General features: G+C 64.7%; 9 protein-coding genes. 5 read left to right on the top strand and 4 right to left on the bottom strand.

Translation table 11 applies throughout. The annotated features are described in order from the left end of the window. Positions 1 to 7: 7 nt before the first annotated feature. The 3 genes from AC1MLT_RS19460 to AC1MLT_RS19450 all read right to left on the bottom strand — a co-directional run bounded on the left by AC1MLT_RS19460 (position 8) and on the right by AC1MLT_RS19450 (position 4,136). Entirely contained in the window at positions 8 to 1,057 is a 1,050-nt protein-coding gene (locus AC1MLT_RS19460; RefSeq protein ID WP_481035816.1) for a LacI family DNA-binding transcriptional regulator, read from the bottom strand. Positions 1,058 to 1,103: 46 nt separating this feature from the next. Continuing rightward, positions 1,104 to 2,903 (bottom strand): TRAP transporter large permease, encoded by a 1,800-nt coding sequence (locus AC1MLT_RS19455; RefSeq protein WP_481035867.1) that lies wholly within the window; start codon positions 2,901 to 2,903, stop codon positions 1,104 to 1,106. Positions 2,904 to 3,089: 186 nt separating this feature from the next. After that, positions 3,090 to 4,136 (bottom strand): TRAP transporter substrate-binding protein, encoded by a 1,047-nt coding sequence (locus AC1MLT_RS19450; RefSeq protein ID WP_481035815.1) that lies wholly within the window; start codon positions 4,134 to 4,136, stop codon positions 3,090 to 3,092. Between the two features lie 332 nt (positions 4,137 to 4,468). Here AC1MLT_RS19450 and AC1MLT_RS19445 point away from each other — a divergent pair, with 332 nt between their 5' ends. The 3 genes from AC1MLT_RS19445 to AC1MLT_RS19435 all read left to right on the top strand — a co-directional run bounded on the left by AC1MLT_RS19445 (position 4,469) and on the right by AC1MLT_RS19435 (position 6,805). Beyond that, positions 4,469 to 5,650 (top strand): HPP family protein, encoded by a 1,182-nt coding sequence (locus AC1MLT_RS19445; protein ID WP_481035814.1) that lies wholly within the window; start codon positions 4,469 to 4,471, stop codon positions 5,648 to 5,650. 109 nt (positions 5,651 to 5,759) lie between these two features. Further along, complete coding sequence (locus AC1MLT_RS19440; RefSeq protein WP_481035813.1) at positions 5,760 to 6,203, top strand: globin domain-containing protein; 444 nt, start codon at positions 5,760 to 5,762, stop codon at positions 6,201 to 6,203. A gap of 341 nt (positions 6,204 to 6,544) precedes the next feature. Further along, entirely contained in the window at positions 6,545 to 6,805 is a 261-nt protein-coding gene (locus AC1MLT_RS19435; protein WP_481035812.1) for a hypothetical protein, read from the top strand. Positions 6,806 to 6,870: 65 nt separating this feature from the next. On the opposite strand, the gene AC1MLT_RS19430 is transcribed toward AC1MLT_RS19435, so the two are convergent. Next, positions 6,871 to 8,196: a RepB family plasmid replication initiator protein gene (locus AC1MLT_RS19430; protein ID WP_481035811.1), complete on the bottom strand. Its 1,326-nt coding sequence runs from the start codon at positions 8,194 to 8,196 to the stop codon at positions 6,871 to 6,873. A 700-nt stretch (positions 8,197 to 8,896) separates the two neighbouring features. On the opposite strand from AC1MLT_RS19430, the gene AC1MLT_RS19425 reads away from it, so the two are divergent. Together AC1MLT_RS19425 and AC1MLT_RS19420 are read left to right on the top strand one after the other, a co-directional pair. Next, complete coding sequence (locus AC1MLT_RS19425; protein ID WP_481035810.1) at positions 8,897 to 10,075, top strand: AAA family ATPase; 1,179 nt, start codon at positions 8,897 to 8,899, stop codon at positions 10,073 to 10,075. Beyond that, positions 10,075 to 11,136 (top strand): ParB/RepB/Spo0J family partition protein, encoded by a 1,062-nt coding sequence (locus AC1MLT_RS19420; RefSeq protein WP_481035809.1) that lies wholly within the window; start codon positions 10,075 to 10,077, stop codon positions 11,134 to 11,136. Before AC1MLT_RS19425 ends, AC1MLT_RS19420 begins: the two co-directional genes overlap by 1 nt. The last annotated feature ends 1,271 nt before the right edge of the window (positions 11,137 to 12,407 follow it).

Here is a 12,407-nt window from a genome sequence, read left to right as displayed (position 1 = left end):
GTCGTGTTCAGCACGACGCGAGCGGTGGCGGCCTGACCGAGTCGCGCACCGCCAGGGTGGGTTGGAATCTGAACTCCCGCGTCGGCAGGGAGGCGTCGGCCAGACGCGCGATCACGCGCTCGACCATGAGCTGCGCCATCTCGGGCACGGGCAAGCGCACCGAACTCATGGCCGGATGCATCAGGGTCGAGAGAAACACGTCGTCGATGCCCAGCACCGACACATCGTGCGGCACGACCAGGCCCGCGTCGCGGAAACCCGCCATGAGACCGAAGGCCATCAGGTCGTTGACTCCGATGACGCCGGTGGGCCGCTGCGCCTGCCGGGCCAGAAGACCCGCCTGCATGCGGCCGAGTTCGCTCATCATGGAATCGCCATAGTCGTCGAGCGGCGTGCCTTCGACCACATGCGCGCTGGCACCGAGCCCCGCCGCGTGCGCCGCCGACATGAAGCCGGCGATCTTGTCGTTGCGGCTCATGGTGCGGCCGGTCGGCGTGACGAAGGCCAGGCGCTGGTGGCCCTGGTCGATGAGGTGCTGCGTCGCGAGGCGTCCGGACTCGAAGCTGTCGACGGTGACGTGGTCGATGATGGAGTCGACGCCCGGCGTGGCGCGCCGGTCGTAGCTCACCATCACCAGACCGCGCCGCGCGGCGACCTCGTAGTGCTGCTCGTCGATCAGCGACGAGATGATGATGACGCCGCGGATGCCGTGCGCCAGCAGGTCCTCGAAGAAATCGATTTCCTTGCGCACGTCGCGATAGGTGTTGCCGATCATGACGCGAAAGCCGTGACGCTCCTGCGCCTGCGTCTCGATCTCCCGCGCGATGGCGCCATACATCGGGTTGGCCATCGAGGGCACCAGCAGACCCAGCAATGGCGTGTGTCCGGTCTTCAGGTGCCGCGCCGTGGTGTTCGGACGGTATTTCAGTTCCGCGATGGCCGCCTGCACGCGCGCCAGCGTTTCCGCGGCCATGCGATGGCCGCGACCGTTGAGCACGTTGGACACGGTGCTGGTCGACACGCCCGCATGCTGGGCGACATCTCTGATCTTGCTCACGTCTGCTTGCCTGTCTGGGTCTCGGGTCGAGGAAAAGGCGTGGAACTCACAGCCCCATGCGTGCGGGCAGCCACGTCGAGAATTGCGGAACCAGCACCAGCAGGATCAACGTCACGAACAGCACGCTCAGGTATTTCATCATGGGACGCGCCACGTTCTTCACTTCGGTGCCGGTGATGGCGCAGGTCGCGAAGAGCCCCAGTCCGATCGGCGGCGCGAACAGGCCCAGGCCCATCGCGATGACCATCACCGTACCGAAATGCAGCGGGTTCACCCCCAGTTGCGCCGCGATGGGCGTGAGCAGCGGGCCGAAGATGATCAGCGCCGGCGCACCTTCGAGCACCGCGCCGAAGACGATCATGATCAGCACCGACAACAGGATGAACATGGTGCTGCCCCACTCGTGCGCGAAGCCGATCATGAACGTCGAGAGGTACTGCGGGATCTGCTGGATGGTCAGCGCGAACGACACGCTGGACGCCGCCGCGACGATGAAGAGGATGCCGCCGGCCATGGAGGCCGAACGCACGAAGAGCCGGGCCACCGAGGCGACCGTCAGCTCGCGGAATGCCATCCAGCCGACCACCAGGGCGTAGACCACCGCGAAGGCGGACACCTCGGTGGAGGTCGCCACGCCGGAGGTCACGCCCTTGCCGATCATCGCGACCATGACGAGCGCGACCAGCGCGCCGCCGATCAGGCGGAACATCGGCGTGCGCACGTCGAAGGCATCGTCGGGGTCGATGCGGGTGCCGACATAGACCGTGACGGCTGCCAGCGACAGCGCCAGCACGGCGGCGGGCACCAGGCCCGCCATGAACAGGCCGGCGATGGAAATGTTGGCGACGAAGCCCATGATGATCATGTTGATGCAGGGCGGAATCGTCTCCGCCATCACCGCCGTGCACGCGAGCAGGCCGGCGGTCTCGTTGGGATCCTGCTTCGTCTTGCGCACCGCCGGCATGATGATGCCGCCCACGGCGGCGATGTCGGCCAGCTTCGAGCCGGAGACGCCCGAGAAGAAGGCGGTCGCCGTGATGGTGATCAGCCCCAGCCCGCCGCGCACCCGGCCGAACATGCGCAGCAGCAGTTCGATGAGGCGCGACGACATGCCGTTGGCCTCCATCAGAAGGCCGGCCAGGACGAAGAAGGGGATCGCCAGCAGCACGTAGTGGTCGGTGCCGGCCATGACCTGCTGCGAATACACCAGCATGGGCAGCGATGGATCGGCCATGAAGAACACCAGGGACGACAAGGCCAGCACGAAGGCGATGGGAACGCCCAGCAGCAGTCCGCCGACGAAACAGCCGGTGAGCAGCATCCACGGCGCGATCGCATGAGCGGGCATCAGCGCGTTCCAGCCGCACACGGCCGCCACCACGGCGACGCCGATGGCCAGCGTGCCCCAGACGATGCGCGAAGGCCCGTTGACGGCGCAGGCGATGCCGAACATCGTCATGAAGAGGCTGCCGATGACCACTGGCAGGGTGTAGATCCACTGCGGCAGGCCGATCGGCGTGGTGCTGTCCCAGGAGTCCGTCGTCAGGCCGATCGACGAGACCAGGAGGCTGGCCGACACCGCCACCACGATCCAGCTGCACAGCTGGATGAGCGCCGGTTGCCAATGGCGGGGCAGCAGGCCTCGGAAGATGTCCACGCCGACGTGCTGGCTGCGCGCGAGCACGGTGGCGGCACCGAAGAACACCAGCACGATCATCAGCGCGCGCGCGATCTCCTCGGCCCAATCGAATGGCTCATGCAGGAAATATCGAAAGACCACCGACACGAACACGACGGCGACATCCACCGCCAGCACGATGCCCGCGGCGTATTCGGTCCATCGCATCAGTCGCGCCAGCCAGCGACCGGGCGCGTGGGCGGTGCTGAAGCCCGGCGCCGCCGGACCCTGGCCATGACCCGAAGGAGAGGTCCCCGGCGAGGCCGCCTGCAGCGCCTGGGCGATCACGCGGGGAATGTCCGGCGACGCGACAGCGTTGTTGGCGCCGTCCATGGGCAGGTGGGCCGACATGGCTCACCCCCGCGCCGCATTGATGGCGACGAACAGCGGCGAGGTCTCGGGGTATTGCCTGGCGAAGGCGGTCCACAGCTTGGCTTCCATCTCCTTGCGCACCGCATCACGTTCGTTCTTCGCCATGGGAGTGAAGACGATGCCGAGCTTCTTCAGGTCCTCGATCCCTTGCAGCCCCTTCTCGGTGCCGATCCGGCGCAGCTGCACGGTGGAGTCGGCGGCCGCCTTGAGGAACGCCGGGCGCAGATCAGCCGGGATCTTGTCGATGCCGCGCTTGCCCATGATGCACACCATGGGGCTGAACAGATGTTCGGTCATCCAGCAGTGCTTGACGACCTCGTTGAGCTTGCTCGCCAGGACCGTGCCGGAGTCGTGCTCGAAGCCATCGACCACGCCCGTCTGCGCGGCCATGTAGAGCTCGCCGAAGGAGATCGGCGTGGGGATCGCGCCCATGATCTTGAATGTCTCGATGAACGCGGGGGTGGGCAGCACGCGCAGCTTGACGTTCTTGATCTCGGCCAGCGACTTGACCGACTGCTTGGTGTACACGTTGCGCGCGCCGTAGTGCGCCGACCAGGTGATGACCTGGCATCCCGTGCCCTTCTGCAGCAACTCGTTGAGCTTGGCGCCCACGCCGCTGTCCAGGGCCCTGGCCACGTGGTCGTAGCTGTCGAAGAGGTAGCCCAGGTCCAGCATCCCCAATTGCGGCGTGACCGTGGCCCAGATGGACGAACCGGTCAGCATCATGTCGATGGAGCCGACCTTGACCTGTTGCACCACGTCGCTTTCCTTGCCGAGCTGGTTGTTGGGAAAGTAGTCGATGCGGATCCTGTCGCCGACCGCATTCTTGAGATTGACCGCCATCAGCTGTTGCCAGGCGAAATGCGAGGAGTTGAGGTCGGGCAGATGGGCCGAAGACAACCGCAGCGCGATGGTGGACTGCGCGCTGGCGTCGGGCGACAGACTGGCAAGCCCGGTCGCGATCGCCGAGGAGGCGACCGCGGTGGACCGCACGAAGCTGCGGCGGGACAGGGAAAGAGGCTGGGTCATGAGGGGTCTCCTGTTCGTCTCGTGTTCACCGATGTCACTGGCCGGGTCGTTCAAGGAAACGACCCCATGCCAGTCACTCGACCGTTCTTGTAAAACGATTTACTGTATCGATGAACTTGAATCAGCAGACTCGCGGAAATAGCACTTCTATTAGGTGTTTTCCTCCGTAAACACGTTCGATCGGTGCTTTGGCCCTTGCCGGGCTTGCGTGGACGAGCGAGCAGACCGGACGACCTCGCGGCGGCTGCGGACCGCACGGTGATGCTGTGGAGGCGAACGCCGCGCCCGATCTGGAATACTTCCTTGAACCACGCCGACCTGCCAGCGAATCGATGAACGACCATTCCAACTCCACCCGCGCCGGCATCCATGGTGGATTGCTGGCGCGAGGGGTCACGCACCTGAAAGCCGGCTTTTGGCCAGCGCGCTTGCACGTCGATGCCCGCGAACGCTGGCGCGCCCTGCTCGGCAGCGGCTGCGGCATCCTGTTCACCGCGGCGCTGTGCCGCTGGTGGGCGGGAGCAGACCTTGCTTCCTACCCCTGGCTGATGGCTCCGATCGGCGCCAGTGCCGTGCTGATCTTCGCCGTGCCGGCCAGTCCACTCGCACAGCCGTGGGCGGTCATCGGCGGCACCACGCTCTCTGCGCTGGTCGGGGTGCTCTGCGCCCAGGCCATCGCCGATCCGGTCATGGCCGGCGCGGCCGCCGTGGCGCTGGCCATCGGACTGATGTTCCTGCTGCGCTGCCTGCACCCGCCAGGAGGCGCGGCCGCCCTGCTCGCGGCGACCACGGGCGTGGGCCTGCACTTCCTGGTTTTTCCGGTCCTTGCGAACTGCGTGTTGCTGGTGCTCGCCGGAGTCGTCTACAACTCGCTGACCGGCAGACGCTACCCCCACCGGCCGGTGGCACTGTCCAGGGATTCCAGGGACTCCGGAGCGCCGCCGCGCTTCACTGCGGCCGACCTCGATGCCGCCCTGGCCCATTACAACCAGGTGCTCGATATCAGTCGCGACGATCTGGGAGAACTGCTGCACCAGGCCGAGTCGGCCGCCTACCAGCGTCGCTTCGGAGACCTCAAGTGCGGCGACATCATGTCCACGGAGCCCGCGCACGTGCAGTTCGGCACTCCCCTGGCCGAGGCGTGGCGGCTCATGCGCGAGCATGCCGTGAAAGCCCTGCCGGTCACCGACCGGGTTCGCCGCATCGTGGGCATCGTCACCATGGCGGACTTCCTGCGCCATTCGGGCTTGGAAGTCCACGAGGGCATCGGCAAGCGCTTGCTCGGATTCCTCCAGCCCAGCGGCCGGGTGCATTCCGACAAGCCCGAAGTGGTCGGCCAGATCATGAGCCGCGAAGTGCGCGTGGTGAGCGTCGGACGTCACGCGAGCGAGTTGATCGCATTGTTTTCCGAAGCCGGGCATCACCATATCCCGGTGATCGACGAGGAGCGCCATCTGGTCGGCATCATCACGCCGACGAACCTCGTGCGCACGCTCTATCGCATGCCCCGGTAGGAAAGAGGTCGGCTGGCGTCTTTCCGATGTTTCGACCTGCCGCCTGACATCGATCAAGGTGGGCGCCAGCGCGGGATGCTCCAATCCCCATTTGCATTTGGGATCGAACGTGAGCACACCTCTCTCTCCAGCGACCATCGCCATCGTGAAATCGACGGCACCCGTGATGCAGGAACACGGGCTGGCCATCAGCACCCGCATGTACGAGCGTCTTTTCGTGGATCCCGGGATCAAATCGCTGTTCGACGAAGCCGCTCATGTCTCGGGCGCGCAGCCCAAGCGGTTGGCGGCGGCCATCCTCGCCTTTGCCAGGAACGTCGACAACCTGGACGCGCTCGGGGGCGCCATCGAGCGGATCTCGTTGCGTCATGTCCAGACGCACATCAAGCCCGAACATTACCCAGCTGTCGCCAATGCCTTGCTACCCGCCATCAAGGACGTGCTGGGCGATGCGGTCGACGACCAGGTCCTGCGTGCCTGGGGAGAAGCCTACTGGTTCCTCGCGGACATTCTGAAGGCCCGCGAAGCCGAGCTCTACGAACAGGCGGCCTAGATCGATCGGTTCGTCGGCGCTGGGAGGGTCGAATGTCTGGACTTCGCTGTTGTGGGGTCGGACGACTGCGAGACGAGCACTCCGGGCGTGAAGTCCGACGACGGTGATGTCGACGCCGATGGCGAGCTGCGCGCTGCCCGCAGCCCGGGTCGGCTGCGCATCATCCTGGCGAGTGCCTGGACGGCCGGACCGTCGCTGGCCGCGGGGGTCAGCCCCACGCGCAACGAGCGTGCCCGCCGTGCCCCGAGTTCGGACGCGGCCCCGATCAAGGTGGCACGCTCGATGTCGAAGCGCCGGGCCGATTCGAGGAACAGCAACCCTTCCCTGGTGAGGCGGGCGCCGTGCGTACCCCGTTCCAGAAAGGGCACGCCCACCGCATCGGCCGCACGCCCGACCTGGCCGTGCCGGACGATTTCGAGGGGATAGCGATGTCCACCGGCGAGAAGCTCATGCGGGCGAGTCTGCCGTTGCAGGCTCGAGGGCAGCTGGCACAGGAACGATCAGGTGACCCAGTCGACGCTTCCAACCGCAACCCTGACCACGATCGGAGCCACAATGCTCAGTTGATAAATCACATAATCAACACTGCATTAAAAGAATGAAAAATGGCAAGCCACCATAGTCCGGTCCCGCGGTTCGTGCCTTCCTTTGCCCTTCCGCGCCCCTCTCAGCCACCCGTGGCGCTGATGCGCGCCGCCACCTCCAGCAACTCACGATCGCTCGGCTGGTCCCATTGCGGGCCGTGGGTGGCCTGGGCGTAGTAGCGCACCATGTCCTGGACGACGATCTGGTGCTCCCACCCGCTGGTCTGGAGCCTCTTTCGGATCGAGGGATGGACGTTGCGGCGCTCCATGTCCTCCAGCAGGGCCACCTCCAGATCGTTCTGGGCCTCCGGCGACAGACGCTGGAGTTCCTCGATGACCTGATTGCGGCGCTCCCGCAGCCACTGCTCGGTCCACTTGGCGTGGCGCGTCGCCTGCAGCGCCCGGCTGACGGGACTCTGCGGATCGGCCTTGGATGCTTGCACCGCCTGTTCGCTCTGGACGCGCTTGGCTTCGCCCGGCATGAGCGATTTGAGATAGCGATAGAGGTCACGCAGGGGTTCCGGAAAACCGGAGGCCATGCGTCGCTCCAGGGCGTCGAGTCCGGCCACGAGCGCCGCTTCGCCGAACTCCTCCATGAGCGACTCGGCCCGGTCGCTCTCGATGCCCAATCGCACCGCGCGCTGGATCGTCACCAGGTCCACGGGGCGGGTCGACGCGACCACGGGCAGGTCCTGCTGAGCCTTGGGACGGATCAGGAACTGGAGATCGGAGATGAAGCGGCCCGCCTTGTACTCCACCAGTTCGATCTCGATGTCGGTGACGGCCGAGATCTCCGCGATGGCCAGCCGCAGGCAGTCGCGCTTGAAGACGCGGTATTCCATCCGCGCGGTCTTCTCGTTGTCGGGCCGGCCCGTGAGCACCGGGCGCCACCAGTGCCACGACTGGCGAGCGGTGCGACCGATGTCCTTGTAGCGCGTGCAGATCTCGTAGAGCGCCAGTCCGGCATGCGTGCGCAGCTGCGAGAGGATGGGCAGCTGGAGGCGCGCGAAGACGCGCGGCTCCAGCAGTTCCTGGCGCATGTTGACCGCATAGGACCACTCGACCCAGATCTCTCCTCGGACCTTGGTCAGCTTGGCATGCGACAGCAGGCCGCAGACCGTCCAGTACCCGCCCTCCCCCGAAGTCGGCGACTGCCATTCGACCGTCGTGGAGACCATCCCGCGCAGATGCTTCTTGATGAGTTCGAGGTCGTTGGAGCCGTAGTCGATGCTCCGGACCACCTGTGACAGCGTGGTGGAGAAGACTTCCTTGTCGAGACCCTGATCCTGCGCCAGGTGCAGCAGCACATTCCAGCTCTTGCGCGCCAGGATGGTGATTTTCTTTTCCTTCGGCGTCCATCCCAGGGTGTTGACGGGCTTGAGCAGAGGCCGGGTGGAGATCGTGGCCACGGTGTTCGAGGCTTTCGAACGCCAGCGTGGCGAGGATGGTGCGGGAGTGTTGAGCTGGGGGTCCATGCGGCACTCTACCGTAGGGTCGCTTGACGAGAAAAGCCTTCTCACCTGAGGAATATCGACCCCCGAGCGCTTTTCACTCCTGAAAAGTCTCACCTGTGGAGGGTGAAGCCGGCTCCAAGCGCTCCTGAAAACTCTCACGTCGGCAGGACGATCGAGGGGCCGACGAGGATTTTTCCGCACTTGGAGGCTCCTGGCGGGGCTCGAAACGCCTCATCCCGACCGTCTGGCAGCCTGCTGTCCCCTCCCACGGAAGGCTCCTGAAAGCTCTCACCTGATCTCCCGGGAACCTGCATGCTGTCTCCTGTAGCCCCTCCTGACGACTCCTGAAAAATCGCCGACTGCTCCTGTATCCACATGCATAAACAACGATAACTCGTTGATTCTATTGAATAAATCGGACCCTAAAGGTATTAAAGAGATTAAAGGGTTGATACTGAATAAATCCCAGGGTCGTCATTCATGGACAAGAAAACAGCCCATATGGCCAGCGAAATGAGGGTTCCACCTTCTCCAGACAAGCCTTAGTTGACACAATAGGCGCTGTGGTGCCGCTTTCCGTAAAAGGACTGGCGCCCGTTTCACGAGGAGCATTGTGTTGAACAAATTGAATTTGACCCGGCCACGAAAAATTACGTTGGCCAACATCGCTGATCAGGCCGAACGAGCCATCGCGATGATGGGAGAGATCAGGGTCGCCATGCTGGCGCCATCGGCCCGCAAGTCGCCGCCGGTCTTCAACCTCAGTCAGCTCGCCGCCATGTGCTCGGCCGAGAAAGGCTCGGTGAGTCACCGGATCGCCAAGGGCGACCTGCCGGCGGGCCAGTTGAACAGCGCCGGAAGCCGTCGCGAGTTCACGCTCCAGGAGTCGCGGACCTGGGTCAAGGAATACCGCAAGGACTTCCTCCGGCCACCAGGCGCCGAGGCGGTCACCATCAGCATCGGCAATTTCAAGGGTGGCGTCTCCAAGACCACCACCGCGGTCACCCTCGCCCAGGGGCTGTCGCTGCTGGGTCATCGGGTGCTCGTGATCGACACCGATCCCCAAGGTTCCCTGACGACGCTCTTCGGCATCCTTCCCGATACCGAGGTCAACGAGGAGGAGACCATCCTGCCTCTGGCCATGGGTTCTGAAACCTCGATCCGATATGCGATCCGCTCCACCTATTGGGATGGGATCGATCTGGTGGCCGCGGCCCCCCTGCTGTTCGGTGCCGAATTCGCCCTGCCGGCCCGGCAGTCGCAGGAGCCGGGGTTCGAGTTCTGGCGCGTGCTGGACCTGGGCATCGACGACATCCGTTCGGAGTACGACGTCATCGTCATCGACACTCCCCCATCGCTGTCCTATGTCACGATCAATGCCTTCATGGCATCCAACGGCATCGTCATGCCACTGCCACCCAGCGCGCTGGACTTTGCTTCCGCGGCCCAGTTCTGGAGCATGTTCTCGGAACTGACGAACTCGCTGCTGACGGAACGCGGGCTGACCAAGGAATTCGATTTCATCAACGTCCTGTTGTCGCGTGTCGATTCCTCCGATGCCGCCAGTGGCGTGGTCCGGCAGTGGATCGGATCGACCTATGCCGAGAAGGTGTTGCCGATCGAGATCCCCAAGACCGCTGTGACCGCGACGGCGAGCGCGGAGTTCGGTACGGTCTATGACGTCTCGCGTTACGACGGCAACGCCCGGACCTTCAAGCGCGCGCGCGATGCCTATGATCAATTCGTCTCCCTGGTCGAGGGCTCGATCCGTACCGTATGGGATCGCCAGCTCGACGAATCAGCGAGAGTGAGTGGCAAGAAAGGAGTCAAGTGATGGCACGTAATTTGTTGGCGAAGGCCGGGCGCGTCCAGATCCCGCCCGTCAAGCCGGAGACCACGTCGGAGACGGCTCCCAACCCCGTCGCGCCCGCAGCCCCTCCCCGAACCGGTCTGGCGATGAAGCCCAAGACCGCGCCGGGCACCCTGATGGGCTTCATGGCCAACCAGTCCGAGGCGATGAAGGAGAACGAACTGCTCCGCACGCAGGCGGCGCGCTTCGAGGGCGCCGAGCCGACACGCCTGCTCGATGCCACGAAGGTGGTCGCATCCCGTTGGGCGAATCGGCATAGTTCGTCCTTCGAGTCGGCCGACTTCGCGGCGCTCAAGGAAGAGATCGGTCGCGCGGGCGGCAACGTGCAGCCCATCAAGGTCCGACCCATTCCGGCTGGATCGACCGGGGGGGTAGGACCGTCCTACCCCCCGGGCGATGCGATGTACGAAATCGTCTTCGGACATCGGCGCCACCGCGCCTGCCTGGAATTGGGACTGCCGGTCCTGGCGCTGATCGAATCGGCGACGGAGCAGGAGTTATTCGTGCAGATGGAGCGCGAGAACAGGAACCGTGCCGATCTCTCGGCCTGGGAGCAGGGCGTGATGTACACGCGTGCGTTGGACCAGGGACTGTATGCCTCCAATCGCCAGCTGGCATCGGCCATCGGCCGCGATGTCGCCGATGTCGGCAAGGCGATCTCCCTGGCGCGGCTTCCGCAAGCCGTCGTCGATGCGTTCCATTCGCCATTGGATCTCCAGTTCCGATGGGCCAAACCGCTGAACGACGTGCAGCAGAGCGACCCCGAAGGATTGCTGAAGCGGGCGAAATCCATCGCCGGAAAGGGCTTGACGGCCAAGGAAGTGCTGGGTGTGCTCACGGGCGCCGGCCAGGGGGTAGGACCGTCCTATGCCCCCCTGGCCAAGATCGACATCGAGCGCGATGGTGCCGTGCTGGCGTCCATCACCACGTCCGTGACTGGTCAAGTGAACGTGAAATTCAACCAGAAGCTGGACGAAGCGAAGAAGAAGAAACTCGCGGCGTTGATCGAAGCGTTCCTGAAGTAGCAGCCTGCGGCCTGGGGGGTAGGACGGTCCTACCCCTGCGCCGACATCCAGACCGCATCCACTTCCTCATCGTCCACTGCGCCCTCCCCTTCTCCCCTTCTCCCACTCCACCGATCTCCCCGCGCCCTCTCCTGTCGCCGACATTCACACGCTTCCCGGAGCGGATGCCGAATGCTTGGATCCTTCCCCTTTCGAGAAACGAACAGTCTGCCGCGGAGGATCGTCGGCCTCTGAGATTCATGGGTCCTGCCTGGCCTGGACTCGCGTGCGCACCGACGATGGATGTCTCACCGGCGTAGCACTCGGCATCGGGGTCCGGCACCATGATCCCGCTGTTCGCGCGGCACACACCGCGCGGAATCGATCGAGACCCTCCGCAGGTCGTTCCGTCGCGATGCGTTGATCTCGCCCTTCCAGTGGCTCGACTCCGAGCCAAAAAAAGGTGAGTCTCACTTGACCGATCCACGTCAGACACGCCGGCGCCATCCGGTCGCTCGTTCCATCGCCCGGTGCGCGTCAGCGCCAGATTCGACGCTGCGTCCTGGCTCAAAAAAACTGCTCGAATGCTGGCCGAAGTCCGTGTCGCGCGATGTGAAGCCCATCCATCGAGCCTTCAAGGAATCGCTCATCGATGCAATCACCGCCGAATGTCGCAGGAGAACCACCGTTCCAGACCCAGGCCGCAACCGCACACATGCACGTCGCATGTCTTGACAGGAGGCCTGTGGAATTCAGGAGCCAGGCGCACAATCGCGTCGCCACCCCCTTCTGACATTGCGAACATGTTAGCCAATGCAAACTTGGACAAAGGACCCGTCGGAGTGCCTGCGCCCCTTCGCAGCATCGGCACGGGCAGGCGCCGTGCGCTCGCTCCACTGGACAAGGCCATGTCGAGACAGCCGCCTGGCCCATCGGCCCATCCGCCCATCCGCCCATCGCCCATCGCCCATCGCCCATCGGCCCATCGGCCCATCGCCCGAGTTCGGTCCTGCGTCGCGCACGACCCGATGCGCGAAGGGTCCCTCCTGACCAGACGACACCCGTTCCCGGGTCGCGCAACATGCGGGCTCGTCCGGCAGGCCGCCGGGCACCGTGGGCCCACACTCGGTTGGCGAATCAGGATCGCTCCAGCGAGCAGCCTCGGTCCCTGACATCCATCGCCGTCGACAGCAAGGACCATGACCGTCTCGACGATCATGGTGATGTCGATGCGGTCGTCGCCTGCCGGGGTCTCGCCGCGCGGCCCGGGTTCGCGTCGTCCGTCGTTCGCT

The organism is Variovorax sp. PEI5, from assembly GCF_056679935.1.
The sequence above is the reverse complement of the archived record's forward strand: the minus strand, read 5'-3'. Positions and strand labels throughout refer to the sequence as shown.

What these genes read in the sequence shown, in the direction of transcription:
- AC1MLT_RS19455 (WP_481035867.1), bottom strand. Translation starts at nt 2,903, where the DNA reads ATGCGATGGACCGAATACGCCGCGGGCATCGTGCTGGCGGTGGATGTC.
- AC1MLT_RS19450 (WP_481035815.1), bottom strand. Translation starts at nt 4,136, where the DNA reads ATGACCCAGCCTCTTTCCCTGTCCCGCCGCAGCTTCGTGCGGTCCACC.
- AC1MLT_RS19445 (WP_481035814.1), top strand. Translation starts at nt 4,469, where the DNA reads ATGAACGACCATTCCAACTCCACCCGCGCCGGCATCCATGGTGGATTG.
- AC1MLT_RS19420 (WP_481035809.1), top strand. Translation starts at nt 10,075, where the DNA reads ATGGCACGTAATTTGTTGGCGAAGGCCGGGCGCGTCCAGATCCCGCCC.